The sequence below is a fragment of the Calothrix sp. NIES-2098 genome, assembly GCF_963875125.1.
Classification (GTDB): Bacteria; Cyanobacteriota; Cyanobacteriia; order Cyanobacteriales; family Nostocaceae; genus Aulosira.
Genome location: NZ_CAWNKJ010000001.1, coordinates 1,661,559 through 1,687,264, shown reverse-complemented (window position 1 = coordinate 1,687,264; position 25,706 = coordinate 1,661,559). Strand labels below are relative to the sequence as shown.

Annotated in this window: 21 protein-coding genes, 1 tRNA gene and 2 pseudogenes; 17 read left to right on the top strand and 7 right to left on the bottom strand. The window is 40.5% G+C overall.

Going from position 1 to position 25,706, the window contains the following annotated elements:
- The first annotated feature begins 46 nt into the window (after window positions 1-46).
- From AACU33_RS07005 to modB, 4 genes are all read left to right on the top strand, one after another.
- Window positions 47-118 (top strand) — tRNA-Gly (locus AACU33_RS07005).
- Between the two features lie 438 nt (window positions 119-556).
- Complete coding sequence (locus AACU33_RS07000) at window positions 557-694, top strand: hypothetical protein (RefSeq protein ID WP_339375815.1); 138 nt, start codon at window positions 557-559, stop codon at window positions 692-694.
- Window positions 695-881: 187 nt separating this feature from the next.
- Window positions 882-1,697, top strand: a complete 816-nt coding sequence (modA, locus tag AACU33_RS06995) for a molybdate ABC transporter substrate-binding protein (RefSeq protein ID WP_096587782.1) — start codon at window positions 882-884, stop codon at window positions 1,695-1,697.
- An 85-nt stretch (window positions 1,698-1,782) separates the two neighbouring features.
- Window positions 1,783-3,597 (top strand): molybdate ABC transporter permease subunit, encoded by a 1,815-nt coding sequence (gene modB / locus AACU33_RS06990; RefSeq protein ID WP_096587780.1) that lies wholly within the window; start codon window positions 1,783-1,785, stop codon window positions 3,595-3,597.
- A gap of 115 nt (window positions 3,598-3,712) precedes the next feature.
- Here modB and AACU33_RS06985 read toward each other — a convergent pair whose 3' ends face one another.
- Window positions 3,713-4,084 carry a hypothetical protein gene (locus tag AACU33_RS06985; RefSeq protein ID WP_096587778.1) on the bottom strand — a complete coding sequence of 124 codons (372 nt, stop codon included), beginning with the start codon at window positions 4,082-4,084 and terminating at the stop codon, window positions 3,713-3,715.
- Window positions 4,085-4,138: 54 nt separating this feature from the next.
- A complete protein-coding gene (locus tag AACU33_RS06980; protein ID WP_339375814.1) occupies window positions 4,139-4,387 on the bottom strand; it encodes a hypothetical protein in 249 nt (82 codons plus the stop codon).
- A 357-nt stretch (window positions 4,388-4,744) separates the two neighbouring features.
- Between AACU33_RS06980 and AACU33_RS06975 the strand changes: the two are divergent.
- Window positions 4,745-5,192 (top strand): annotated as a pseudogene (locus AACU33_RS06975) (hypothetical protein).
- A 17-nt stretch (window positions 5,193-5,209) separates the two neighbouring features.
- A pseudogene (locus tag AACU33_RS06970) lies at window positions 5,210-5,656 on the top strand (IS4 family transposase); the annotation flags it as partial.
- Between the two features lie 63 nt (window positions 5,657-5,719).
- On the opposite strand, the gene AACU33_RS06965 reads toward AACU33_RS06970, so the two are convergent.
- Window positions 5,720-6,688, bottom strand: a complete 969-nt coding sequence (locus AACU33_RS06965) for a TauD/TfdA dioxygenase family protein (RefSeq protein WP_096587776.1) — start codon at window positions 6,686-6,688, stop codon at window positions 5,720-5,722.
- A gap of 322 nt (window positions 6,689-7,010) precedes the next feature.
- On the opposite strand from AACU33_RS06965, the gene AACU33_RS06960 reads away from it, so the two are divergent.
- The gene (locus AACU33_RS06960; RefSeq protein ID WP_096587774.1) at window positions 7,011-8,282 is read left to right on the top strand and encodes an MFS transporter; all 1,272 of its coding nucleotides are present in this window, start codon (window positions 7,011-7,013) and stop codon (window positions 8,280-8,282) included.
- A 385-nt stretch (window positions 8,283-8,667) separates the two neighbouring features.
- On the opposite strand, the gene nifE is transcribed toward AACU33_RS06960, so the two are convergent.
- A complete protein-coding gene (nifE, locus tag AACU33_RS06955) occupies window positions 8,668-10,080 on the bottom strand; it encodes a nitrogenase iron-molybdenum cofactor biosynthesis protein NifE (RefSeq protein WP_096587772.1) in 1,413 nt (470 codons plus the stop codon).
- 969 nt (window positions 10,081-11,049) lie between these two features.
- Here nifE and AACU33_RS06950 point away from each other — a divergent pair.
- Window positions 11,050-12,054 carry an aldo/keto reductase gene (locus AACU33_RS06950; protein WP_096587771.1) on the top strand — a complete coding sequence of 335 codons (1,005 nt, stop codon included), beginning with the start codon at window positions 11,050-11,052 and terminating at the stop codon, window positions 12,052-12,054.
- Window positions 12,055-12,150: 96 nt separating this feature from the next.
- Here the strand turns inward: AACU33_RS06950 and AACU33_RS06945 are convergent, their stop codons facing one another.
- Both AACU33_RS06945 and AACU33_RS06940 read right to left on the bottom strand, forming a co-directional pair.
- The gene (locus AACU33_RS06945) at window positions 12,151-12,924 is read right to left on the bottom strand and encodes an SDR family oxidoreductase (protein WP_339375813.1); all 774 of its coding nucleotides are present in this window, start codon (window positions 12,922-12,924) and stop codon (window positions 12,151-12,153) included.
- 2 nt (window positions 12,925-12,926) lie between these two features.
- The gene (locus tag AACU33_RS06940) at window positions 12,927-13,439 is read right to left on the bottom strand and encodes a GAF domain-containing protein (RefSeq protein WP_096587770.1); all 513 of its coding nucleotides are present in this window, start codon (window positions 13,437-13,439) and stop codon (window positions 12,927-12,929) included.
- A 373-nt stretch (window positions 13,440-13,812) separates the two neighbouring features.
- Here AACU33_RS06940 and AACU33_RS06935 point away from each other — a divergent pair, with 373 nt between their 5' ends.
- Window positions 13,813-14,904: an ABC transporter substrate-binding protein gene (locus AACU33_RS06935; protein WP_096587768.1), complete on the top strand. Its 1,092-nt coding sequence runs from the start codon at window positions 13,813-13,815 to the stop codon at window positions 14,902-14,904.
- A gap of 248 nt (window positions 14,905-15,152) precedes the next feature.
- Here AACU33_RS06935 and AACU33_RS06930 read toward each other — a convergent pair whose 3' ends face one another.
- Window positions 15,153-16,025 (bottom strand): CmcJ/NvfI family oxidoreductase, encoded by an 873-nt coding sequence (locus AACU33_RS06930; protein ID WP_096587766.1) that lies wholly within the window; start codon window positions 16,023-16,025, stop codon window positions 15,153-15,155.
- An 841-nt stretch (window positions 16,026-16,866) separates the two neighbouring features.
- Between AACU33_RS06930 and AACU33_RS06925 the strand changes: the two genes are divergently transcribed.
- The 8 genes from AACU33_RS06925 to AACU33_RS06890 all read left to right on the top strand — a co-directional run bounded on the left by AACU33_RS06925 (window position 16,867) and on the right by AACU33_RS06890 (window position 25,692).
- Window positions 16,867-17,688: a hypothetical protein gene (locus tag AACU33_RS06925; RefSeq protein WP_096587765.1), complete on the top strand. Its 822-nt coding sequence runs from the start codon at window positions 16,867-16,869 to the stop codon at window positions 17,686-17,688.
- Window positions 17,689-17,804: 116 nt separating this feature from the next.
- Window positions 17,805-18,692 (top strand): MetQ/NlpA family ABC transporter substrate-binding protein, encoded by an 888-nt coding sequence (locus tag AACU33_RS06920; RefSeq protein ID WP_339375812.1) that lies wholly within the window; start codon window positions 17,805-17,807, stop codon window positions 18,690-18,692.
- A 34-nt stretch (window positions 18,693-18,726) separates the two neighbouring features.
- Window positions 18,727-19,569 carry a MetQ/NlpA family ABC transporter substrate-binding protein gene (locus tag AACU33_RS06915; protein ID WP_096587763.1) on the top strand — a complete coding sequence of 281 codons (843 nt, stop codon included), beginning with the start codon at window positions 18,727-18,729 and terminating at the stop codon, window positions 19,567-19,569.
- Window positions 19,566-20,903, top strand: coding sequence for an LLM class flavin-dependent oxidoreductase (locus tag AACU33_RS06910; protein ID WP_096587761.1), 1,338 nt, complete (start codon window positions 19,566-19,568; stop codon window positions 20,901-20,903). The genes AACU33_RS06915 and AACU33_RS06910 overlap by 4 nt, the downstream gene beginning before the upstream one ends.
- Before the next feature lie 32 nt (window positions 20,904-20,935).
- Entirely contained in the window at window positions 20,936-21,757 is an 822-nt protein-coding gene (locus tag AACU33_RS06905) for a hypothetical protein (protein WP_096587759.1), read from the top strand.
- A 214-nt stretch (window positions 21,758-21,971) separates the two neighbouring features.
- Window positions 21,972-23,210 carry an acyl-CoA dehydrogenase family protein gene (locus AACU33_RS06900; protein ID WP_096595170.1) on the top strand — a complete coding sequence of 413 codons (1,239 nt, stop codon included), beginning with the start codon at window positions 21,972-21,974 and terminating at the stop codon, window positions 23,208-23,210.
- A 153-nt stretch (window positions 23,211-23,363) separates the two neighbouring features.
- Entirely contained in the window at window positions 23,364-24,599 is a 1,236-nt protein-coding gene (locus AACU33_RS06895; RefSeq protein ID WP_096587758.1) for an acyl-CoA dehydrogenase, read from the top strand.
- 226 nt (window positions 24,600-24,825) lie between these two features.
- Window positions 24,826-25,692 carry a MetQ/NlpA family ABC transporter substrate-binding protein gene (locus AACU33_RS06890; protein ID WP_096587756.1) on the top strand — a complete coding sequence of 289 codons (867 nt, stop codon included), beginning with the start codon at window positions 24,826-24,828 and terminating at the stop codon, window positions 25,690-25,692.
- Window positions 25,693-25,706: the final 14 nt, after the last annotated feature.

Sequence of the window (25,706 nt, the reverse complement as noted above, 5' to 3'; positions counted from 1 at the left end):
GTGGTATGATAGCTACTAGCTATAGCTTTATGGCTAGCTGCTGTTTGCGGGTGTAATTCAGTGGTAGAATGTCACCTTCCCAAGGTGAACGTCGTGGGTTCGAGTCCCATCACCCGCTTTTAATTTTGTGTAAACTGGTAACACTTACAATTACTCGAACGAAGATTTTTCATGCTAATTTTGGAGATGTAGAGATGGTTTTTGTCGTGCCTAATTAGCTTTTAAAGCCGGAGTGAGCAATGCTTAAAAGCTATGAAGCCATTATTGGAAATACGGATATTTGCTAGTAATTTTTCATCAAATTAACTACCTGATAATATGCCTTTTGAGAATAAAATTATAAGCAAAAACTATTTTTTGGGCATCTATACATAAACTAAAAGTCAATATTTTGACTCAATAAATAAATTGTTTAACAGTATAAACACATGAGTTATATCATGTCCGGTTAAACAGTCGTCATTGCGAGCGAAGTGAAGCAATCCCAAAGACTTTGCGATTGCTTCGTTCCACCGCGTTCCACTCGCAATGACATATCACAAGTAATTTACCGGACATGATATTAAATATGCGGCAATTGGTTGATGTAAATTCAATCAATCGACAGTTAATGTTGGCAAGCTTTGATATCCTAGCATTATGGATTATGTCTGCTACGGCTAATAAAGGCTACAACGATGTGGCAGGGCAATGAACTCAAGAGTAAAGATGCTCTGGAATCTCTTGATGGGCTGACAAGGAAGTTATCGTCAGATTGGTTATATTACCAACAATTTTAGTCATCAACTCAAACAAGCTGTAATTCTTGTACCAATTTTTTTGGGTTATAGGCTCATAGGTTGGTAAATTATGAATTAAGAAAGAACGCTTGAGGAGTGCAAATGATTAATAAACCCATCCTGACTTTTGCAAGTTGGGTATTAATTTCGTTCCTACTTATTGTCGGCTGTAGTCAAACGACTACATCTAACCCATCCTCAACTGTTAGCCCAGCAGCCCAAACAACAACTTTGACGGTATCAGCAGCTGCTAGCCTCAAAGATGCAATGGATGAAATCAAGCCTGTGTATAGCAAACAAAAGCCAAATGTCAGTTTGACTTACAATTTTGGTTCTTCGGGTGCTTTGCAACAACAAATTGAACAAGGTGCAGGCGTTGACGTTTTTATCTCGGCTGCAACTAAACAGATAGATGCTTTAGCGCAAAAAGGTTTGTTAGTTGATGGCACTCGCAAGGACTTGCTGAAAAATCAAATAGTGTTGATTGCACCCCAAAATTCTACAGTTGTCACTGATTTCAAAGACTTAGCTTCACCAAGCATTAAGAAAATCGCTCTAGGCGAACCCAAAAGTGTACCAGCAGGACAATACGCCCAACAAGTTTTAACTTCATTAAAAATTCTTGACCAAGTTAAAAGCAAGGCAGTTTACGCTAAAGACGTTCGTCAAGCTCTCAATTACGTAGAATCCGGCAATGCTGATGCGGGGCTGGTCTACTTCTCAGATGCCAAAAGTACACCAAAAGTCAAAATTGTCGGTACTGCATCCGAAAAAACCCATTCTCCTATCATCTATCCTATCGCTGTGCTCAAAAGCAGTAAAAATGTCGATGCCGCTAAGGATTTTGTGCAATTTTTATCGGGGAATGAAGCCAAAACTGTATTTGAAAAACAAGGTTTTACAGTAGCTGGTAGTTAACAAGAGAAATTTTGACAGGGCTGTTTGAGCGTAGGACACACGATTCAATTTAGCCCTAATTCAGTATCTTCTTAACCAAAAAACTATGGCATCGGATTTATCGCCTCTGTGGATATCGCTGAAAACTTCATTACTTGCCACATTTATTACCTTCTTCTTGGGTATTGCTGCTGCCTACTGGATGCTGGAATATCGAGGCAAAGCAAAATCACTGATTGAAGGCATCTTTGTTGCGCCATTGATTTTGCCTCCTACAGTTGTTGGTTTTTTGTTATTGATCTTTTTTGGCAAGAATGGGCCTGTGGGGAAACTCATGCAGCCGTTTGACTTCAGCATTGTTTTTACTTGGTATGGTGCAGCGATCGCAGCGACAGTCGTTTCCTTCCCATTAATGTATAAAACAGCATTAGGGGCTTTTGAGCAAATTGATAATAATCTACTGCGAGTAGCCAGAACTCTGGGAGCAACCGAGTCCACAATTTTTTGGCGCATTAGTTTACCTTTAGCACTGCCGGGAATTTTAGCAGCGACAACTCTGGCGTTTGCTCGTGCTTTGGGTGAATTCGGTGCGACATTAATGCTGGCGGGTAACATACCCGGACAAACGCAAACGATTCCAATGGCAATTTATTTTGCTGTGGAAGCAGGAGCAATGGATGAAGCCTGGTTTTGGGCGATCGCAATTATGGTGATTTCGCTATCGGGAATTATTGCCGTCAACTTCTGGCAGGAGTGGCGAGAGAAAGGGAGAAACAGAAACAGGGAAACAAGAGTACGGAAACAAAACACACAAGTGCATGAATCATCTGTTGTGCCTACAATCTCCTCGACCGTAGGACTAAATGTAGATATCACAAAAACACTGCCGAGTTTTCATCTTGAAGTTGCTTTCAATACCGATGAGCAACCCTTAGGATTGTTGGGAGGTTCTGGTGCTGGTAAAAGCATGATTCTGCGTTGCATTGCTGGGATAGAAACACCAACCAAAGGACGCATTGTTCTCAATGGCAAAGTACTGTTTGATTCCGAACAAAAAATTAATTTACCCAGCCGCGATCGCCGTATCGGTTTTTTAGTGCAGAATTATGCATTGTTCCCACACATGACAGTGGCACAAAATATTGCGTTTGGCTTACCTAGAGGATTATCTCATGGCAGTATCCGGGTACAGGTAGAAGAGCAATTATTAGCAATGCAGTTACAAGGATTAGGCGATCGCTATCCGCACCAACTTTCTGGCGGTCAGCAACAACGCGTAGCATTGGCAAGAGCCTTAGCCTCTCAACCAGAAGCATTACTTTTGGATGAACCTTTCTCTGCACTCGATACCCACCTGCGAAGTCAACTAGAACAGCAAATGACCCAGACTCTAGCTCATTACCAAGGCGTAGCATTGTTTGTCACCCATAACATGGAAGAAGCTTACCGAGTTTGCCCTAATTTGTTGGTTTTAGAACATGGTCGAGCTGTTCAATATGGTTCTAAATACGATATTTTTGAGTGTCCTACAACTGTGAGTGTTGCCCAAATCACGGGTTGTAAGAACTTTTCCTCGGCATTGCTATTGCGATCGGGCCAAGTTGAAGCTCCTGATTGGGGCTGTAACCTCCAAATTATGGAAGGAATTCCTCACAATATATCTCATGTTGGTATTCGTGCCCATCAAATCAGCTTTACCAAGGAACCCAACCAGGAAAATACCTTTCCTTGTTGGTTAGCCAGAACTAGTGAAACACCTCACCGGATGACCTTGTTTTTAAAACTACATTCTGCTGCTAATCATCCTCAAGACTACCATTTGCAAGCAGAAGTTTTCAAAGAAAAATGGGTAAGCATAAAAGACCAGCCTTTTCCTTGGTATTTGCGTCTAGATCCTCTACGCTTAATTTTGATGGAGTAATTATTGCTTGGATTTTATAATTCAAATTTCAAATCAATTATTACTAAGTCATCAGCAGAAAAGTTGCAACTTGCTGAGGGTAAAGAAAGACATATCCTGAAGACAAAAAACCATTTCAATTGCTAGGGTAGTCTTCTTCAGATAAGAGATGCTCTACATTGATTATCAACGGTATACCATTGGCGATAGGCGGACTGACGCTAATCATTGCTTTGTTAGCAAAGTGTTGTAATTGCTCGGCAAGTTGAGGGATAATTGTCGTAATATTCTGATAGGCTTCTATATCATGGCAAACCAAAATCAACATCAGAATCCCAGAATTAATTCGGAAATACCAATGGCAATTTGATAAGACAATACGTGTTATGCGATCGCAGCTTTGATGAAAGCTATGCTTGATTTTAGCTTCAAGTTGCCTGAGCAGTATTTCACTGAGTTTATTTGTCCGATCTGAAGGTAAATCATCAGGATGCACTGGCTGATACATAAGAATTTAGAAATGAACTCGATCGTTATGATTGTGTCGAAATCCAAAGCAAGTCTAACCACAACTGAGGATGATTTTCCTTGAGGCTTGACAGTGGATCAGCAATTTTTTCTTTGATGCTACAGCAGCGATCGCTTTATCGGGACAGTAAAGACCAATATATAGTGGATGCAGAATGCGTGCTCGTGTTAAGTAAGGATTAATTACTCGGATATAACAGTGACGCAATAACTCCCATACTCGTGGGTGAGCTTGCTCAAAAATTGCCGTAAACTGATAGGCTAAGGCTTCTTCGGTAATCACGATTCTCTCCAATACTTTGGCTGACGTAAAAATTTATCATGTTTTTTATCTCTGCACAGCTTGATGAATACATCAGACAAACAACTGCTAACTTAATACTCCCTGTGTTAGTGAGAGATAAATTTGCTCAAAATCTACCTATCGGGCGCGATCGCTTTAGGTATTTCCTACAGCTGATACTGATTGCTTACCAACCATCAAAGACTAATTTCAGCTGTAGAAACTGTATCATATATAACGCGATGTGCGACTTATTGTTTCGTTACACAAGTTTGGTGTATGAACGATTGAAAAGAAAATTCCCACAATCCGCACTGGAGCGAGAAAATCGTTACCAGTTAGTGGAATGAGGGAAAAATGTTTTCTATTGAAGAGTTTATCATTGCTGTATTTTGCTGTGTTGACGACGGGCTGATTGAAATCACCCAGATCTACCCAATTAAGAGACGAGGTTTTGCTCCCAGTTTAGGAGAGAGTGAAGTTTTAACAATGGAAGTAGTGGCAGAGTTTTTGTCAGGAGAACTTGAAAGAGTGGGTATTAATTTACAAACCCCTCTGCGTTCTAATATGTCTGAATCTCGTAGTCAATCTTCAGTTCGATTAATGCAGCACTTTCGCCGCCTAATTGAAACAGTAATTGGTCAATTAGTTGAGAGATTTCATATAGAGAAGATTCGAGAAGCGAGATATGTGGCATCTTACCAGTCGTCTCAATCGCAAGATTTTAGCTCCTACTGTCTGTTTCTGGCTTAATCGCCACAATTGTGACCCACTTCAGTTCGACGATCTTGTTACAGAATATTAAGTCGCACATCGCTTGAGAATATAGTAATTTTGGTGAAAACCAATCTAAAAACTAATGCACGCAGTCACGTAATTTTATTTACTAGTGACCTAACTTTGTCATATGAAAAGCTCATCGACTATTACAAACTACGTTTCCAACTCGAATTTAATTTTCGTGATGCCAAACAATTTTGGGGATTGGAAGATTTTATGAATCTCGGACAAACTGCGGTGACTAACGCTGCTAATCTTTCTTTTTTCATGGTCAATTTGTCCCATTATCTTCTAGCTCAGTTCCGTCAAGATAATCCCGGCTCTGGCATTGTTGATCTTAAAGCTTACTGTCGTGGTTTTCGATATGTTCGTGAAATGTTAAAAATGCTTCCCGAACAGCCTGAGCCTATTTTATTAGCCCAGATTTTTGCCAAACTTACCTCTCTCGGTCGTATTCACAATGTTTCTACAGCCGTTAAACCCTCGTAAATTGGCTAAGGTATTGTCAGTACTGAGTATTTTTAAATTTACTCAGCACTCATGACTCAAAACTTAGTTTGATGAAAGCACTGGTTGTGCTGCCTGAGACTCAGCTTTTTGCTTGAATACACTTGGTACTTCAGCGCTGAAGGCTTCACCATGAACCACTTCGGAACGAGAACCATCAACACCTACAGGAACATCACCTGTGATGGTGGTGCGATAAAGCAGACGTTCCACATCCAAATGATCCAAATCTTGCGGAGCTAAATGCACCGTGGCGCGGTTGTCCCAGAAAGCTATATCACCGTTGTTCCAACGGAAGCGGGCGGTGTAAGCAGGTTTAGTGACTTGCTTAAAGAACAACTCTAGCAAATACTTGCTCTCGTCTGGGGAGACATTCACAATGCGGGAGACAAAGCCAGGGTTAACAAACAAAGCACGTTCACCAGTCTCAGGATGAACTCTGACCACTGGGTGAATGGAAACTAGGGGATTAACTGCAATGCGCTCTTCAAATTTGTTGTTGCGGGTTTCATATCCCCTGCCATTGAAGCGATGTTCTGCTTTTAATGTATCTGCTAAAGCGCGTAGTGGTGCGGAGAGTCCTTCATAAGCGGCAACAAGGTTACTCCATTGGGTATCACCACCAAAACTAGGAACAGTCACTGCGCGTAAAACTGATGCGGCTGGTGGGTTAATAGCTGCTGTAACATCTGTGTGCCAAGGGCCGCCAGTGCGGAAACCATACTGGCGTTCATAAAGCTTACGGTCTACAGGTTTAAGTTGAGGAAATCCGGGAACTGGTTCAGGTTCTCCCAAGGGATGGGCGAAAGTCACTTCGCCAAAACGAGATGTGAACTCGACCTGGGCAGCATGATCGATGTTCTGATTACGAAAGAATAAGACTTTCCACTTTAATAATGCTTTGCGAATTTCTTGGACTTGCTCGTCAGAAAGAGAGCGGGAAAGGTCTACACCGCCGATTTCTGCACCGATGAAACCAGCTACCTGTTTAACTTCTATATGTTTATAGCCCATGAAGATTCTCCAGAGTTTTATCTGTCAGGAGGTGTTCACACTCGCCTATTTCCTGAGAAATGTTGCCGATACCCAATATTTACTAACAACATTCCTATGCTGGGAGCATAACTGAGATTATCATACATTATCTCGATAGATTTAACGTAGTATGCAATCGCCAAATAGGAATTTCCTATATTTGCATACAAACTCTGGTCTAGATTTTTCTCTACCAATATCCAGTAGGCAAAAGTGTTAGGGCGGACAGACAAGCAAATAGTGATTATTTTAAAATCATTAGTTAATCTAATTATTAGTAGACCATAATGAAATTTTCCTCATGAAAATTTGGCATAGACAATTCGGGGAAAGCATTAGTAACATCACGTACCATTATTTACCTGCTTTACGCTGGCGTAATTTTCGCCTGTTTTTTGGAGGACAGTTACTATCAATGTCTGGGACATTTATGACCCAGCAGTTAACTATTCCTTGGCTAGTATACGATTTGACTAAGTCTGCTTGGTTGTTGGGGGTTGCAGGGTTTGTTCAATTTTTACCTACGTTATTACTGATTCCCTTTTCGGGGATATTATCCGATCGCTGGAGTCGTCGTGACTTGTTAATGTTGGTGCAGATATTGGGAATTAGCGTTTCCTTGGCGTTAACAATTCTGACTTTCACTAAATGGATTACTTTTCCTAGCCTATTGGTACTGAGTGTTCTCAATGGTTTGCTGAAGGGCTTAGATATGCCCGTGCGTCATACAATCGTTACTGAAACCGTAGACGATCGCGCTGATTGGAGTAATGCGATCGCGCTAAATTCAGTCATGTTAAGTTCTTCTTTAGTATTGGGGCCTGCTATGGGCGGGATTTTGATAGCTACTTTAGGGGTAGAATACTGTTTTCTCTACGATACCCTCAGCTATATTCCTGCTATCCTCACCATACTAGCAATGCGGCTACCAGTTAGACCGATGGAAGCTCTTAGTGGTATTAGAGATACGTTGCTGAAATTATGGGAGGGATTTGAATATGTCCGCCAATTCTACGCCATTAAAGTCATGTTACTCATGCTGACTTTAAATGGTTTAGTGGGGATGTCTCATATTGCACTTATGCCTGTTTTTGCGGCTAAGGTTTTAAATGGAGATGCAACTACAATGGCACACCTCAGCACCTCAGCGCCCATTGGCTCGTTCCTGGCTTGTGTGTATTTAAGTATGCGGCGAGGGATTGGAGGCTTAGAGCGTGTAATTGTAGTATCTCAAGTTGCGATCGGTTTAAGTCTGATATCCTTTTCACTATCGCGTCAAGTCGAGCTTTCCATCATCGTACTGGTGTTTACAGGCTGCTTTAGCATCCTACAAATTACAAGTAGCAATATGATTATTCAAACCCTAGTTGCTGAGGATAAGCGTGGAAGAGTTATGAGTTTTTATGCTTTAGCAACGGTGGGTACAATCCCCTTTGGAAATTTGCTAGCTGGAACTTTAGCTGACAAATTTGGTGCGACTCATGCCTTAATTGTCTGTGGTAGTATAAGCATTTTAGGTGCGTTATGGTTCTCTACACAATTGGCAACTGTGAGACGTTGGATTGACAGATAAATGAATTTTGGATTTTAGATTGTGAGAGGTTATTTATAAAGTAAAAATTAAATTACTGTAGGGTGTGTTAGGCGCTGATTTCCAATATAATTTCTACCGAAATAACTATCATAGCGCCTAACGCACCATCCATGCGGCGGTGCGTTACGGCTAAATTTCATTGTCTCTAAGTCTGAAATCCTTTCATAGCCGTAACACACCCTACTTAAGATTTACTTTATAAATGGTCTCTGATTAAAATATACTCAATCTAAAATCTAAAATTCAGTGAAAAAGTAGCTTTTATTTTATAAAAGCCTGGCTTCTATAAAAAAACATCTCCCACTAACCAAAAGGTACATAGGAGATGATTCATGACACCTAACTGTACAGGAGAAACTTGTGCCTATAGCTGATAACTGATTTTGTCATCCCAAGGAGCAGATTTGGTAATTTGCTGCCATATAGGACTATACAAGGCTTCATGTAATTCGCGTGCTAATACTACCAAACCTGCATAACCAGCATAAGCATGGTGACGTTCATGGTTAATATCTAAAAACGGAATTCGCGTTTTGAGTGCTGTATATTTATTGCCAGCCCCAGTAATTAAAATATCGGCTTTGGTTTGGTTTAACACCTTTAATATTTCTGGGGGAGTTGTATCAGATAAAAGCATTCCATCTGTACCAAGATATTGTTTAATTTTAGCTTTCTCCTCTTCTGTGGTTTTGCCATCTGTAGCTGCTATAACTTCCATTCCTAAGTCTTGGGCAGCTAATATCAACGACCAACTTTTGACACCACCTGTAGAAAGCAGAATGCGCTTTCCTTTTAAATCAGCAAGGTAAGGAGCTAAAGCAATATCGAGAGCAGCATTTTCTTGAGCAATTAACTTTTCTGTACGTTCTTGCAATTCATAAGCAACAATATTATCTCCCAAAGAGATACTTAATTGTGTTGCAATATTCCGCAAGCAATTGTTTAAGTTAGCCGCACCATAAAAAGATTCTTCAATATAAGGAATTGCATAGCGTTCTGCCATAGTTTGTGCCATTTGGATGGCTACATTTGAGCAAAGCACTACATTTAATTTTGCACGATGCGCATAACAAACTTCTTGATAACGCGCATCGCCTGTAATTTTGGCGAGAACCCGAATTCCCATTTTTTGAAATAAGGGTAAGATATTCCAAGTTTCACCTGCAACGTTATAGTCACCAACAATATTAATATCGAATGGTGTACTAAATTCAGGTTCGGCTGTGCCAATGACAGCATTTAATAAAACTTCGTTACCGATGCGATTCCCTAAATTTTTACTCCCAAGAAATCCCGGCGCATTGACATAGATAACAGGAATATTAATTTGTTGTTTAGCTAGTTGACAGACGCTTTCAATATCATCACCAATCAAAGCAGACAAGCAAGTAGCATAAACGAAAATAGCAGCCGGATGATAGCGTTGAGCAGCATCTACAATCGCTTTATAGAGTTTCTTTTCTCCACCAAAAACGATATTACCCTCACTAAAATCGGTAGTAAAAGCAGTTTGGTATAACTGCGAGCCTGATGAAAGGCTACCATGATTTGCCCAAGGATTGTGAGTACAAGAAACAGCACCATGTACTAAATGAACAGCATCAGTAATAGCGCCTACAGAAACCATTGCACCATCAAAAGGGCAATTTCCTTGGGTTGAACCTGGTTGTGGTGGTTTGTTGCAAGTGAGTTTTTTCTTAGCATGAAGTTTTTTCTGGTTAGCTTTGCAAACTGTTTCGCTAAGTGTTTCTTTAATGACTACTTGAGTATTTTTCATGCTTCTCCTAGTGTTGAAGATGATTACAAAACAGCCAGTAATGAGAAGTTAGGAGTATTATTTTCTTCCTATCTATCTCCTATTTTCATTACTTAGGCATTTTGCTTTCTAGTTTCTACCTATCTTTCTAGATAGTGAAAGACAAATTTTATGGGAATTAATTGCTGAAAAATTACAAAAACAGGAACTAATGCAATAGCATTTCCGATAAAACTGATAACTACTCTGATGCATCCTGTATTTTCATAAAGATATGCATGAGGTACATCATCACCTCTAGCCCCTCAACACAAGGAGATGTAACTCACGAAAACGACAAACACTAATATTTTTTCCACTAATATTAGTCTATCTAAATATTAGCATAGCTAAAATCAATTGACTAAAGTCTTGTTTTTATATTTAGAGAAAACAAATTATCAAATCTTTAGGCAGAGTAATTAGACACATTTTTTCTCTGTACCTAATGTTGTGTTTTCTCATAAAACCAATATATTTAAGTTTTAACTAGTACTTTAATGTGTATGTTATTTAACATTAAATATCAATTTAGTTGAGTTTATTATAGCTAGATTAATTTTAATATACGTTAATTCTATAGTTTAACCGGATTATGTTATAGAATTTATCTTTAAATTTGCACAGTAGAGATAGTTTTTACTATGCTCCTGAGCTTCTGTTTCGATTCTATGCTGGGTGCGATCGCTCTTCTGCTCTAGGATATTTTGCCAAAACCCGCCTCTGTTAAATATTTCCCGATATACTGTTCCCTATTTATCATTTATATGCAATTTTTAATCTTATATTTATTAACTCCGGTAAATCGATTAAGTTAAAGTAGTATTATACTAGTTTTTGCAACGTCATGCTTATAGCCCTGCAATTATCTAGGGAAATCATGGTTAAAAGGCTATAGCAAAATCGCACACAACGTTATTAAGCATTTCAACAAAAAGTAGAGCAGGTAGTATGACAAAATATGTAAATCTTGGCAAAACTGGACTAAAAGTATCGCGTATTACCCTGGGTACGATGACTTATGGCTCTCGGAAATTACGCGAATGGGTATTAGAAGAAGAAGAAAGTCGCCCATTTATCAAACTGGCTTTGGATTTGGGAATTAACTTCTTTGATACCGCCGATGTCTATTCTTTGGGCGCGAGTGAAGAGATTGTTGGGCGCGCCTTGAAAGACTTTGCTCAACGAGATCAAGTTGTAATTGCTACCAAAGTACATGGTAAAGTTGGCGACGGGCCGAATGATAAAGGACTATCTCGCAAACATATTTTTGACAGTATCGATGCTTCTTTGCGGCGACTACAGACAGATTATGTAGACTTGTACCAAATTCACCGTTGGGATTATGAAACACCAATTGAGGAAACTCTAGAAGCGCTGCATGATATTGTCAAAGCTGGTAAAGTCCGTTATTTAGGAATTTCTAGCGTTTTTGCATGGCAATTAGCTAAAGCTCTTTATACAGCAGATATTCATGGCTTTTCTCGTTTTGTCTCAATTCAAAATCACTACAACCTAGTTTATCGGGAAGAAGAACGAGAAGTCATACCCCTCGCCCTCGATCAAGGACTTGGTATTATTCCTTGGAGTCCCTTAGCGCGGGGATTTTTAGCCGGAAATCGCAGTAAATCAGAATATGGCGAAACTCTGCGGGCAAAAACTGACGAATTTGCTCACAATCTCTACTATCAAGATTCTGATTTTAAAGTAGTCGATCGCGTCGTTGAATTAGCTGGAAAACGAGGCGTTAAACCGACACAAATTGCTTTAGCTTGGCTATTACATCAACCAGGTGTGACATCTCCCATCATTGGCGCTAGTAAGATAGAACATCTCAAAGAAGCTGCGGAGGCTGTAGATTTAGAGCTTTCTCAAGACGAACTCAAATTTTTAGAAGAACCTTACACACCCCATCCTATCTTAGGGCATCAATATCCCTCTGGAAATCGTCCGTAGAGGAAACTGAGGAAGAAGTTATTCTTGAGCTATTTTCTTCCTCTTCTCATCACAAGGAAAAGAGCGATCGCTTTGATCGCAGATTTAAGTTATTGCTTACAAATGGCTCAAGTATCCACCATCAACAGCTAAAATCTGACCAGTCACATAAGATGCAGCGTTAGAAGCTAGAAAAACCACAGCACCAGCGATTTCTTTGGGATCTCCCCAACGTCCAAGGGAAGTACGTTTTTTCAGCCAATCAGCGATTTCTGGATCGGCGGCTAAATCTGCGTTAGTTTCTGTAGCAAAACAACCTGGTGCTACAGCATTAACAGTAATGCCATAGCCGCCCAATTCAGCCGCTAGGGTTCGGGTTAGAGCTTCCAGCCCGCCTTTAGCTGTTGTATAAACTGCGTCACCTGCATCTGCAAGCGGCCCAGCGATGGAAGTAATATTGATAATTCTGCCTTCTTTTTGTTCTATCATCAGCTTTGCAGCTTTGCGGCTCAAATTAAAAGGCGCAATCAAATTAGTTTCAACTAGCTGACGCACTGCATTGAGTTCAAATTCAAATAACTGACGGCGATCGCGCATTCCTACATTATTGACGAGGATATCTAAGCGCCCGTATTTATCTTGAATCTCGATGAATGCTTTGTCAACTGCGGTTTCATCAGTAATATCTAACTGCAAGGGTGCGGCTTTTCCACCCAATGCAGTAACCGCAGCCACTACTGCATCTAGTGTTTCTTGATTGCGTGCATTCACCAGCACAAACGCCCCAGCATTAGCTAGCCCCTTGACGATTTCTAGCCCTAGCCCGCGATTTCCGCCAGTCACTAGAGCAATTTTGTTTTCTAATGAAAATGGAGTTGGAATTACAGCCACTTCTATTCTTGGTACTTATGTTTGAAACTATCAAAATGTCGTTGTTTAATTAATTCTATAATTTGCTCAAGATAAAAAGCATCTATAGTAGAAAAATCATCTATTTGGTCACTATCAATATCAAGTACTAGTTGCACTTCTCCGGCGTATTCAAGAGGTACTACAATCTCTGAACGAGAAGCAGAACTACAAGCAATATGCCCAGGAAATAAATCAACATCAGGGACAATAATTGTTTGCTTTTGAGAAGCACTTGCACCACAAACACCCTGAGAAAGATGTATGCGAGTACAGGCTAAAGTTCCCTGAAATGGGGCAAGTACTAACTCATCATCAATCCGCCTGTAAAATCCTACCCAGAAAAAGTTAAATGCTTGATGTAAAACAGCCGTAATATTGGCTAAGTTTGCAATTAAGTCTTGTTCTGCTGCAATTAAATTTTTAATTTGCGGTAGTAAGGCAATATATATGGTTTCTCTGTCTTCTGCATCTGGTAATTGTAATACTTCAGCCATCTCAAAATCCCCACTATCAAATGTGCCTTAAATATCAGCAGTAAGTCCTGATAGATTTTATGCTAATTCAGTGATATTTGAGAAATTAAAAATCGATTCATTATCTATTGCTTTAGATAGATTTTTATGAGATATTAATTTAACACACGTAAATACATGATGTTACAGTAGTTTTTTAAAAAATAATAAAATAATGAGATAACTAATAACTCATATCATTCCATTCTGCTAATAGCTGCATAGAGGATGGAGTTATTGCTAATGCAATCAGCATAAATATTGATTCTCGATATTACAAGGAAACTAGATTTCTTTGTAGTCGTTATGAAACAGATTTTTGTCAAACATGAATTAGGAGGCTATAGAGTCATTTATGAAATTCCCTGCATTGAAATCTATCGCTAATTGGCTGAATTTTTCAAAACCTAAAAAACCAACTCAAGAAGTTTCATTTAAAACTATTCCGGCTATATGCGCTTTTAGCTCAGTTTTGAGCTTGTCTATTGTGGGGTTGACGGCAAGCAATATTCAAGATATTGCTGTAGCTCAACAAAAACAAAATTTATCAAATGTGACTTTGCGCGTTGCTAAATATAAAGGTGGCTGGGATTTACTCTTAAAATTAGCGAAACAAGATAACTTTCCCTATAAAGTTGAGTTTAAAGAATTTACCGCCGGGAATTTGATAGTACAAGCTATCAATGCTAATGCAATTGATGTGGGTTCTGGTAGTGAGATACCACCCATTTTTGGGATTCAATCTAATGCCGCAGTCAAGCTAATTGCTTCTAATAGAGGGCCGACTATAGGTCAAACATTACTTGTACCCAAAAATTCCCAAGCTAGAACTGTTGCCGACCTTAAAGGTAAAAAAGTGGGTTATATACGAGCAACTACAGCCCATTATTTCCTCATCAAGATGTTGGAAGAAGTGGGGCTTTCCTTCAAAGATATTAATGCTGTTGCCTTGACTATTCCTGATGGACTTTCAGCTTTTAGAAGAGGCGATTTAGATGCTTGGGCTACCTACGGTTATTCCATTCAACAAGCAAAGAAAGATGGTGCTAGAGAATTAAAGTCAGGCAAAAATATTCTTAGTGGTAACTTTTTGATTTTCGCATCTCCAAAGGCGATCGCAGATCAAAATCAAAAAGCTGCAATTGGTGACTTTCTTTGTCGGCTCAAAAAAGCTCAAAGTTGGCGAGAAGCCAACAACAAGAATTTAGAAACTTGGTCTCAAGCCTATGCACAAGCAATCGGTGTAGATCTCCAGCTAGTTCTAGATGATGCTAAAGAGGGGTTACAACAACGCCGTTCTCAAATTCGTCCCGTATCCAAGGAAGCGATCGCTTCTCAACAAAGGGTAGCAGATACCTTTGCTAAGACTGGTGTAATTCCATCTAAGGTGAATGTTACGCCTCTGTGGGATGGGACTTTTACTAATGCAATTAATCAGTGCAAATAAGCTATTCTGCTTTAAGTTACACAATCCATTGTGCAGGCTGTTGATAGTTGACCGCTAACAGTTAACAGTCAACAGCCCTTGTTAGTAGTTATGCAATTTAAACGTGCATTAGCTTAGTTAAAGTAATTCGTCATTGCAGAGTTAAAGAATTAACGCCTAATGTGAATAGATTTATCAAACGCTTGTCATTCGTGGGACAAGAAAATTTTCTATCACATCAGGCGTGAGTTACGAATTGAGATAACTATTTACTCAGGATAAAAGACGAATGTTCGCAACTCAATACTTTGTCTTGCTGGCGCATTTGGGGGGCTGGTTGGATCGTCAAAGGCTGAGTGGGCGGAAAAACGTGCAGGCCCGTTTTCTGCAGAATCAAAACATTTAATAAATATGACTTCGTTCCGCCGCATTTCGGGGAAGTAATACCATTTATGTTCTGGGTTATATGTGACAGCGTAGGTTTCACCGGTGCGATCTGGATATACTAAATCACCAGCTACTAGTTCTTGTGGTTCAATAGTGCGTGCATCAGTCAATGCTAATGGCGATTCTTGAATTGTATCTGCAATTCCCCGCCAAACATTGATAATGGCAAATCTTTTCTGTAAGAGGGCTTCAATCTCATCATTACCTAAGCCTCTTTTTTCTAACTCCCAGCGCGCTCTTGTATAGCCAGATTTAGCGGTAAAGTCATTATGTACGCGCTTACCAGGTTCTCTAATTTTATTTTCACCTGGCTTGCTGATATCGGCATTGCGTAGGGTGTGATCGAAGATTACTACTTTAGTTGCACCTGTAACTTCTTTTAATAATTGCTCTGCTTCTGGGTAGTAAACTTGACGTATTTCGTCTTCGTTATAGAAGTCGCGGACATTGGTATTATGTTCGGTAAAAGCAAATCCTTCTCGATCCAGTAGAATATCCTCTCTTCTAGAACGAGCATTGTAGATTCGAGATTTGCGGATCTCATAGGCTGTATTAGAACGGGGAGTTCCTGATGGTGGTTCATAGGTATAGTTGACAGGTTTTTGCGCCATCGGGACTAGGTAATTGAGGTTGGCCTCTACGTATGGCAAATCTTGAGAAGCTAGTTTATCGATAACTTGGCTGTTGAAGCTCATATTTCATGCCTTTTTGGGTGTGAAGAATTTGGACTCAAGACTTATACACAAAGGTTATCTGTTGAGACTAAGTTCAACACCTAATTTCTGAATATAGGAATCCAGCTTGATTATGGAAAACGCCCTCTAGACTAAGAGATTAATTGTAGAGTTGAGATGCTAACTCTACTAATCTAGATGTCAAAAATCAGATAGGAATCCTATAGTAAAGACCAGAAGACATCTTTTGTAGATGTCTTCTGTAAGTGACTATGCCAATTGCAGCAGCATTGAAAATACTTATTGTCGATTGATTTACAGTAGTTTAATGCAATAATAGTAATTGAAAGACACAGAAGTTACAAGCTCTTTGTCAACAAACTATACATTTTGCTCAAGACCTGTGTTAATTGACAAAGGTTGAACAGCAAATTAGAGCTAGCAAATACGAGTAAAACAGGAGAGATTCCCAAAAGATTTACCCAGAACATAGGCTACCGTATGGTAGATAAACTTTTCCAGACTGAGAATGGTTTAACTCTTATTGTTTCGCAAGAATTTATTAGTACGCATACTTGATTTTCTGAAATGAATCTGCTATAAACCTATATTAAAATTAGGTTTATATCTCTCACAAAGATTTTTGAATTAAGCATAATGTAGAGAGTAGAAGAATTGGCGATCGCTAATTCTAATTGTCGAGTTTAATTCTCAAATCCGCAGATTCATCAATTGTTGGCATTCCATCGGCTTTTTACTCAATCTAATTAGCTCAGTTTTACGCTCACCTGAAAAAGAGCGACTTGCTGTCAGGTGAGATAAATAGTTTGGTAGTTATATAATTTTGCAGTGAGGTTAATACATGACTGTAGCTTTAGCGCGTCCAGGCTATCGTGAGTTTGAAACTGAAACCGCCGATCGCATTTTCGCTCGACTAGCGCCCCATATTCCACCTGCACCTATAGATGAACCTCGACCGATTACTTCCAAAGAGGAGCAGGAAAACTTTGCACAGTACTTGATTGCAGGTGCGGCCCATGATTCCTATATAGTGCAAGTTATCGGTCGGGCGATCGCTAACTTAGTTCCAGACGACCTACACTTGCAACTATTTTTGAGCCGACAGTTAGGCGATGATGGCGCACATGCTCAATATAGCCGCGATCGCGTTTTGAGATTATTGGGATACGACCCAATTAATGAAATTAAACGCCAGGTACAAGAACACTGGGATTTCTTTGGAGATTTGTCTACTCGTAGTTTGTTCGGGTTTCTGGCGTTTGAGTTTCACTACGAACTTCATATAGTTGCAGGCTTATTAGTCAATAAGCGGTTAACTAAAATTAACGACCCAGAAACAAGTAATTTTGTAGCTCAAAGAATACTCCCAGATGAAACAGAACATCGGATTGGTGTGATTGATTGGTGGCGCAATAAATACGGCAAAATTTCTGGTTCCCAAAAAGCAGAATTAATCGCACAGATTATTGAACTAGATAATGAAGGACAAAAACGCCGCAATGCTTATTTGAAAAACTATTGGAAAATTAATCAAGTGGCGCTTGGTACTGGAGAAGTCACAGAACAGCCAGCAATTTATGATGCATGGCGAAAAGAAATTCTTTCCTACGTGCTAGATATTCCAGTGGATCAATTGCCTAATTTAGTTAGTGCGAATGATTAAGCTAATCGGCATTTAATTAGCATCAATATAGCGGGCAAGATGCCCGCACCACAAGAAATTTATGGGGATGCTATTCCATTTTTATTAATTGCAATACCAGCCAGGAGAAACCCAAAATGAGTAGCAATCGTGACGGAATTCGTACAATTATTATCAATCGTCGCTATTTTCTCCTGGGGACTGGAAGTGCAATTTTCTCCGTTCTCTTTGCTAGTTGTTCCTCAAATAAAAATCAATCGACCAGCACACCAACAAATTCAGCAGTCCCAGCATCACAACAAACTAGCACCATTAAAATTGGGGTTTGGTCTGTAATTGCTGAAGATATTTTGAAGTTTATCCAAAAAGAATTAGCTACCAGTCAGGGTTTAGAAATTCAAATTGTGAAATTTAGTGATTGGGTACAAGTTAATAACGCCTTAAAGAGTGGCGAAATTGATGCCAACTATTTTCAGCATCGTTTATTTATGGAAGATTCTGCTAAAAGACTCAACCTGAATTTAGTGATGCTGAATCAAACTTATTTAACGCCAATTGGAATTTATTCTAAAAAGATTAAATCACTGAGTGAAATTCCTAATGGTGCAACAATTGCCATCCAGAGTGATGCTAGCAATCAGGATCGTACCCTCAAGTTTTTACAATCTCAAAAATTGGTCAAACTGAAAGATACATCGGGTAATCTGTTCACGGTTAAAGACATAGTAGAAAACTCCAAAAATCTGCAATTCAAAGAATTAGAAGGGCCAGCTATTGTCAGAGGATTGGATGATGTCGTTGTGGGCGCATTTTTAGGGAGTCTGCTAATCCAAGCAAAACAGCTTGATTTGCGTCCCATCGTCCAAGAATCAACTAAAGATAAAAGATACGCTCTAGGTTTAGTGACATTACAGGGTAAAGAAAATGACCCCAAAATTCAAAAGCTGAATCAACTGATAATCGACCCCAAAGTCAAGGAATTTATCAAAAATACGTATCAAGATGCAGTAGTACCCGTGTTTTAAACCAGAAAAATATAGATGAGGAGTAAAACACAAAGTGATTCGTTCAAAAGCAATACATCGCCGCTATTTTATTTTAGGAACTGGAAGTGCGATCGCGTCTTCTTTTATCGCTAGTTGTACGCGCAATCAAAATTCATCTCAAAAAATCAGCAACGTCAAAGTAGGAATTACCCAGCTAGTACCGGAAGATATTCTCAAGTTTGTCCAAAAAGATTTAGCACCGAGTCATAATTTAAATGTGCAGCTAATTAAGTTTAGTGACGGTATACTTGCTAATAATGCGCTCAAAAGTGGAGAAATTGACGCTTATCTGGGTCAGCATCAAGCGTTTATGGAAAACATCGCCAAGCGGCTGAATCTAGATTTAGTTATGCATCCCCGGATTTTTTCTTATATATTTGCACTCTATTCCAAACGATTGCAAATAAAATCAATCGATCAACTTTCTCAAGGTGCGACAGTTGGGATTGCCAACGATCCGATTAATCAAGACAGGGGTTTAAGATTACTGAGAGTTGCAGGTTTAATTAAGCTGAGAGAAAATTCTGGTGATTTGTTCACCATTAAAGATATTACCGAAAATCCGAAAAACTTAAAAATTCAAGGAGCAGATGGAGCTTCTTTAGCAAGAGCATTAGATGATTTAGATGTTGTAGCGTTATATGCAACGACACTTGCTAATGCCAGAATCAAGCTAGATCCCATCATCAAAGACCCAACAAATCTAGAGAAAAAATATACAGCCGGCTTAACAACTTTGCGGTCAAAAGAAAACGATCCCAACATCAAAAAACTTGATGAATTAGTTGTTGATCCCAAAGTGAAAGATTTTATTAATAAAACCTACCAAGGCACGATCGCACCTGTAATCTCATGAGTAATCGTACATTACATTTTGGTCTGAATGCTCTGCCTGCTGGTAATCATCCTGGTGCATGGCGCAGTCCCCAAGCATCACCCTTTAGCTACTACGATTTTCATCAATGGCAGCATATTGCTAAAGTAGCAGAACGGGGAACCCTGGACGCGATTTTTCTGGCTGATAGCCCATCTTTATTTACACCACCTGAATCTGGCCCGGCGATAGGCTTCGATCCTACAGTTTTACTTGCGGCTTTAGCATCAGTCACAGAACATATCGGTTTGATTGGGACAGCATCGACATCATTTGAAGAACCGTATAATATTGCCCGTCGCTTTAGCTCTCTAGATCATCTGAGCAATGGGCGAGTAGGTTGGAATGTAGTCACTACACGTAACGCTAACGCCGCTAAGAACTATAGTGAAGCCCCCCATTTACCCAAGGCAATACGTTATGAAAGAGCCGCCGAATTTGTCGAAGTTGTGCGGAAATTATGGGATAGTTGGGAAGATGATGCCCTTATAGGTAATCAATTAAGCGGACGCTTTGCCGATTCAGAAAAGATTCATTCGATCAACCATCATAGTAAACACTTTCATGTTGATGGCCCTCTGAATCTTCCTCGTTCTCCCCAAGGACAGCCAATTATATTTCAAGCTGGTGGCTCTGTGGGAGGCGTAGAATTAGCAGCTCGTTATGCAGATGGCGTTTTTGCATCACTTCTATCATTTCCTGATGCCATTGAGTTTACTAAGGATTTGAGGCGGCGAACAGTTCAATATGGGCGACCGGCTGACGCAATTAAGGTATTACCTGGTTTGTCAACCGTTATTGGTAGTACAGAAGCAGAAACGCAAAAACGGCACAGAGAACATCTGGAACTGACAGGAAAAGAAGAAAGATTAGCCGCCTTAGCTGGTCATTTGGGATCTGTAGTCTATGAATTGAAGCCAGATAAACCATTTCCTGATTTCATCCTCGATGGGACATATCAACCACCCGACGGTGTGGGCGGATTTAGTAACGCCATAATTGGTCTAGCTCGTCGCGAACAGCTTACCGTCAGTGAGGTAGCAAAGCGATTCAGTAAAGGACATCGTTTTATTGCTGGGACACCGGAGCAAATAGCTGACTCAATTGAAGAGTGGTTTTTAGCTGGGGCTGTTGATGGCTTTAATTTAATGCCAGATGTTTTACCTTCTGGCTTGGAGATTTTTGTCGATTATGTCGTCCCCATCCTGCGAAAACGGGGAATTTTTCGCCACGAATATACAGGAAAAACCTTGCGAGAACACTTTGGATTAAATCGCCCAGAAAGCGTATTTAAGCGAGAAAAACTCAAGGTTTGATAATTTCTAATCGCTAAATTAGGAGAAAACCAATGGTTGCAAGTTTAACAAAGCCCTTGTGGACGGAAGAATACGAAACTGAAATTCTCAATAAGCTAGCAGCTCAACACGCGCCTTATTTACTCAACTTAGAAAAAATAGAAACTCGTCCGCCAGAAACACAAGCAGAAAAAGAGAATTTTGCTCGCTTTCGCATTGCTGGAGCCGCCCACGATTTGTTTATCGTACAGGTGATTGCTAGAGCGATCGCACAATTAATTGACGATCCCCATTGGCAACTATCTTTGAGTCGCCAATTAGGGGATGATGGCGCGCACTCCCTCAATAGCCGCCTCCGAGTACAGGAGTTGTTAGGCTATGACCCCATCAATGAGATTCAGCGACAGGTAAAAGAACATTGGGAATTTATGGGCGATTCTGCTGTGCGCGATTGGTTGGGATTCGCTGCATTTCAAATCCATTATGAGCTTCATGTTGTCGGGCCATTCCTGCTGCAAAGCCGAGTAGGTCAAATTAGCGACCCCAAAACCGCCAGCTATTTTGTAGACAAAATACTACCTGATGAAGCAGCCCATCGGTTAGCCGTTATTGATTGGTGGAAGCAAATTTATGACAAAGCATCAGCGAATGAGCGAGCTGAACTTGCTCAACGACTGCTAGAGCGAGATGAAGAGATTCAGCAAAGACGCACGAACTATCTTATAGACCATTGGGAGACTGCTCATAAAGCTAAGGGTATTACCGGAGTTGATGGTATTAACGCTGTTTACGATGGTTGGCGCAGAGAAGTTCTCGCTTATCTGCTTGATACTCCCGTTGAGCAACTACCACAACTACTGAGTGTCAGCCAATGAATTTTAGATTTTAGATTTTGGATTTTGGATTATGGATTAACAAAGATAGGACTTACGCAATAAATCTCTGAAACCATCTTTATTTCGTGTTCTTTGCGTGCTTCGTGGTTCGTTTTTTCATGATTTTGCGTAAGTCCTGAAAGAATCTAAAATCAGGGATTTATTATTAATTTCCCATGCCCAATGCCCAATGCCCCATGCCCCATATATAACCATGACTCAAATTGAAGAAAAACTTATCGATTCTACCTTGCAGTTTGCAGCTGCTGTTACGCCTAACTCGCCGGAATTGCAAACTCTCTTAGACTATATAGCTCTGGGTGCAAGTGAACGCGATCGCGATCGCATTCTGCCCTATGATGTGGTTGAATTGATTCGGCGTTCTAAGTTAGGTGCATTACGCATCCCCGTTGCTGAAGGTGGTGCTGGTAGTACTGCACGGGAATTATTCGAGGTTGCTATTCGTCTGGGTGATGCTGACGCGAATGTTGCTCACATTGTCCGCAATCATTTCTCCGTTACAGAGCGAATTTTGCGTTCAGAACGCACCGAGAGAAATCGGCGCTGGATTAAAGCCGCAGTTGATGGCGCAATCTTCGGTAGCGCCGCCACTGAACTAGAACTAAAACGAGCCGGTGGTGGCGGAGTGGCGAATACCAAATTAACACCCGATGGCAATGGTTATCGTTTGAATGGGACGAAATATTACAGCACAGGTAGTCTTTACGCAGACTATCTCTATGTGCGCTTACTCACACCCGATGGCAGTGCAGCTACGGGGATTATTCCCAGCCATCGCGACGGTGTTGAACTCATCGATGACTGGGATGGCTTTGGACAAAGGCTAACAGGCACGGGGACAACTATTTTTACCAATGTCCGCGTCGAAGCAGATGAAGTAATTTTAGAGACAGATACAGACAAAGACAATCTACCCTACAATATCGTGCCGCAACTGTTCCTAACTGCGGTGAATGCAGGGATTATTCGTAATGTGTTGCGTGATGCTATTAGCCTTGTCCACAAACGCCCCAGAACTTTTTATCACGCCGTAGCCGAGCAAGCAGCAGATGACCCCTTATTGCAGCAAACTATCGGACAAATCTCCGCCAACGCCTTTGCTGCGGAATCAATTGTCCTAGCTGCTGCTGATGCGCTGGATCGCCTTCCTGCTGCTAAAGCCCAAGGTGCAGAATCTGAATTAGCCGCAGCTTTGGCAGCTTCTTTGAGTGCATCCAAAGCGAAATTAATAGTTGATGACTTGGCAACACGTTCAGCCACTCTATTATTTGAAGTTGGCGGTGCTTCCACAACGAAGAAAAGCTCGAATTTAGATCGGCATTGGCGTAACGCCCGCACTTTAGCATCGCACAACCCCAGCCACTTTAAAGCTCGTGCGGTGGGAGATTATGAAATTAATGGCAAACCACTCCCACCACGAGGATTTTTCTAAGTAAATACGCCATCAAAGCTATTTATTTCAGAGAAGGCATTGCTGAATTAGGAGATGAATTTTGAGCTATTGAAATTTTCTACTCCTTATTCTCTCTGCGTCTCTGCGTGAGATAAATTATCCCGCAATTATGCAACGTCTCAGAGAAAAATCATGATTCAACCTGTAGAAAAAGCTATAGATTCTACATTCGAGTTCTCAACTCCAGTTACCGCCAACTCGCCGGCACTGCAAGCGCTTTTCGATTTCATTGCGCTGGGGGCTATTGAGAGAGAACGCGATCGCATCCTGCCCTATGATGTTATTGACCTGATACGGCGTTCTAAGTTAGGTGCATTACGCATCCCTGTTGCTGAAGGTGGTGGTGGTGCTAATGTCCGCGAACTATTTGAAGTTGTGATTCGCTTGGGGGATGCCGATCCCAACGTTGCACATATTCTGCGGAATCATTTCTTTGTCACAGAGCAGATTTTACGTTCTGCACGGAGCGATCGCAACCGTCGTTGGCTAAAGGCGGCTGTCGATGGTGCAATTATTGGACTCGCCGCCACTGAATTAGAAGCCAAACGCGCGGGGAGTGGTGAAGTAGTCAGTACCAAATTAACGCCTGATGGCAACGGCTATCGTCTGAACGGTATCAAGTACTATAGTACAGGCAGTTTGTTTGCAGACCTAATTTATGTAAGGCTGCTGACTCTCGATGGCATTGTTGCGATCGCTATTATTCCCACCAATCGCGAAGGAATTACCCTAGTAGACGACTGGGACGGCTTTGGGCAAAGGCTGACTGGTTCGGGAACTACAACATTCACAAATGTTCGCGTCGAAGCAGATGAAGTGATCAAAGAAACCGATCCAGATGCAGACAATGTACCCTACAAAGTTGTCGCCCACTTAATTCTGACTGCGGTGAACGCAGGGATTATCCGCAGCGTTTTACGCGATGCCAAAAATCTAGTTCTCAAACGTCCGAGAACCTTTTACCATTCCGTATCTGAGCAAGCCAGCGACGATCCATTATTGCAGCAAACCGTCGGTCAACTTTCTGCTAATGCCTTTGCAGCTGAAGCGATCGTTTTAGCAGCAGATGCCCTCGATCGTCTCAATCTTGCACTATCACAAGGTGAAGAAGCTAAAAACGCTGCGGCATTAAATGCTTCTTTGCTTGCTGCCAAAGCAAAATTGATAGTAGACGATTTAACGCTGCGTTCAGCCACCCTACTATTTGAAGTCGGTGGCGCTTCCAGCACTAAGACTGTTTACAACTTAGATCGCCATTGGCGCAACGCCCGCACCTTGTCATCCCATAATCCCAGCCACTTCAAAGCCCGTGCTATTGGAGATTACGAAATCAACGGTACTGCATTACCGATAGGAGGATTTTTCTAGTAGGTGAAGCGTGCAATTAAAGATAGCTGGTTAGGGCTGTCATTTGTCATTGGTCATTTGTCATTGGTAAGAGTTTCCAGGCTATTTACATTTTGTAATATAGCTTGGTGCAATTACCGACTTACTTAACTAATAGACAGAATTCTTTGAATTTTGAATTGATATTACCCCTGCTGCAACAAACAAACTATCAAAAATAAGTGTCAAATCTCAAATAATTCGTTCAATGAGAATCAACCGCCGATATTTTCTGCTAGGAACAGGAAGCGCTATTACATCAACTCTTTTCGCCAGTTGTTCATCAAACCAAAATTCCTCAACTAGTCAATCAACCAACCAACCAATTAGCCAATCAACTAAAACCGCACAACTCAAAGTTGGTTCTCGCAATACTGTTTCAGAAGATATATTGAAATTCATTCAAAAAGACCTTGCTCCTAGTCAAAATTTAGACTTTCAAATTGTGACAATTGGTGATTCGGTAAAGATTAACGATGCCCTAAAAAATGGGGAAATAGATGCTAATCTTTTCCAGCATGAACTATTTATGAAACAAGCTGCCAAAAGACTAAATGCAGATTTTGTCATGCTCAATCGCAGCTATACTACTGTATATGCACTTTACTCAAAACGACTCAAAATAAAATCTGTTAACGAAATTCCTGTAGGGGCAACTATTGGCATTTCTAATGATGATAGCAATCAGGATCGCGCTTTAAAATTTCTCAAACACCTAGATTTAATTAACTTAAAAGAAAAATCAGGTGATTATTACACTGTACAAGATGTCATAGCCCATCCTAAAAAGCTGCAAATTAAGGAATTAGATAATTATGCCATTGGCAGAGGATTGGACGACCTCGATTTAGGTATTGCATATTCATCTCTACTTCTCCAAGCCAAAATCACTCTAACTCCCATTGTTTTAGATGAAATTGGTATGGCAGATAAAAAATATGCTACAGGCTTGGCAACTGTACAAGCAAAATCTAATGATGCCAATATTCAAAAATTAAATCAATTGGTTATCGATCCCAAATTGAAGGATTTTATCAACGCCAACTACAAAGGTACTATCGTACCTTCATTCTAACTGAGGAAATAAAA

Coding starts and splice junctions, on each gene's coding strand:
- AACU33_RS06965 (WP_096587776.1), bottom strand. CDS start 6,688: ATGGGCTATAAACATATAGAAGTTAAACAGGTAGCTGGTTTCATCGGT.
- AACU33_RS06925 (WP_096587765.1), top strand. CDS start 16,867: ATGACTGTAGCTTTAGCGCGTCCAGGCTATCGTGAGTTTGAAACTGAA.
- AACU33_RS06950 (WP_096587771.1), top strand. CDS start 11,050: ATGACAAAATATGTAAATCTTGGCAAAACTGGACTAAAAGTATCGCGT.
- AACU33_RS06895 (WP_096587758.1), top strand. CDS start 23,364: ATGATTCAACCTGTAGAAAAAGCTATAGATTCTACATTCGAGTTCTCA.
- AACU33_RS06935 (WP_096587768.1), top strand. CDS start 13,813: ATGAAATTCCCTGCATTGAAATCTATCGCTAATTGGCTGAATTTTTCA.
- AACU33_RS06910 (WP_096587761.1), top strand. CDS start 19,566: ATGAGTAATCGTACATTACATTTTGGTCTGAATGCTCTGCCTGCTGGT.
- AACU33_RS06900 (WP_096595170.1), top strand. CDS start 21,972: ATGACTCAAATTGAAGAAAAACTTATCGATTCTACCTTGCAGTTTGCA.
- AACU33_RS06905 (WP_096587759.1), top strand. CDS start 20,936: ATGGTTGCAAGTTTAACAAAGCCCTTGTGGACGGAAGAATACGAAACT.
- AACU33_RS06930 (WP_096587766.1), bottom strand. CDS start 16,025: ATGAGCTTCAACAGCCAAGTTATCGATAAACTAGCTTCTCAAGATTTG.
- nifE (WP_096587772.1), bottom strand. CDS start 10,080: ATGAAAAATACTCAAGTAGTCATTAAAGAAACACTTAGCGAAACAGTT.
- AACU33_RS07000 (WP_339375815.1), top strand. CDS start 557: ATGATATTAAATATGCGGCAATTGGTTGATGTAAATTCAATCAATCGA.
- AACU33_RS06890 (WP_096587756.1), top strand. CDS start 24,826: ATGAGAATCAACCGCCGATATTTTCTGCTAGGAACAGGAAGCGCTATT.
- AACU33_RS06960 (WP_096587774.1), top strand. CDS start 7,011: ATGAAAATTTGGCATAGACAATTCGGGGAAAGCATTAGTAACATCACG.
- AACU33_RS06920 (WP_339375812.1), top strand. CDS start 17,805: ATGAGTAGCAATCGTGACGGAATTCGTACAATTATTATCAATCGTCGC.
- AACU33_RS06985 (WP_096587778.1), bottom strand. CDS start 4,084: ATGTATCAGCCAGTGCATCCTGATGATTTACCTTCAGATCGGACAAAT.
- modB (WP_096587780.1), top strand. CDS start 1,783: ATGGCATCGGATTTATCGCCTCTGTGGATATCGCTGAAAACTTCATTA.
- modA (WP_096587782.1), top strand. CDS start 882: ATGATTAATAAACCCATCCTGACTTTTGCAAGTTGGGTATTAATTTCG.
- AACU33_RS06940 (WP_096587770.1), bottom strand. CDS start 13,439: ATGGCTGAAGTATTACAATTACCAGATGCAGAAGACAGAGAAACCATA.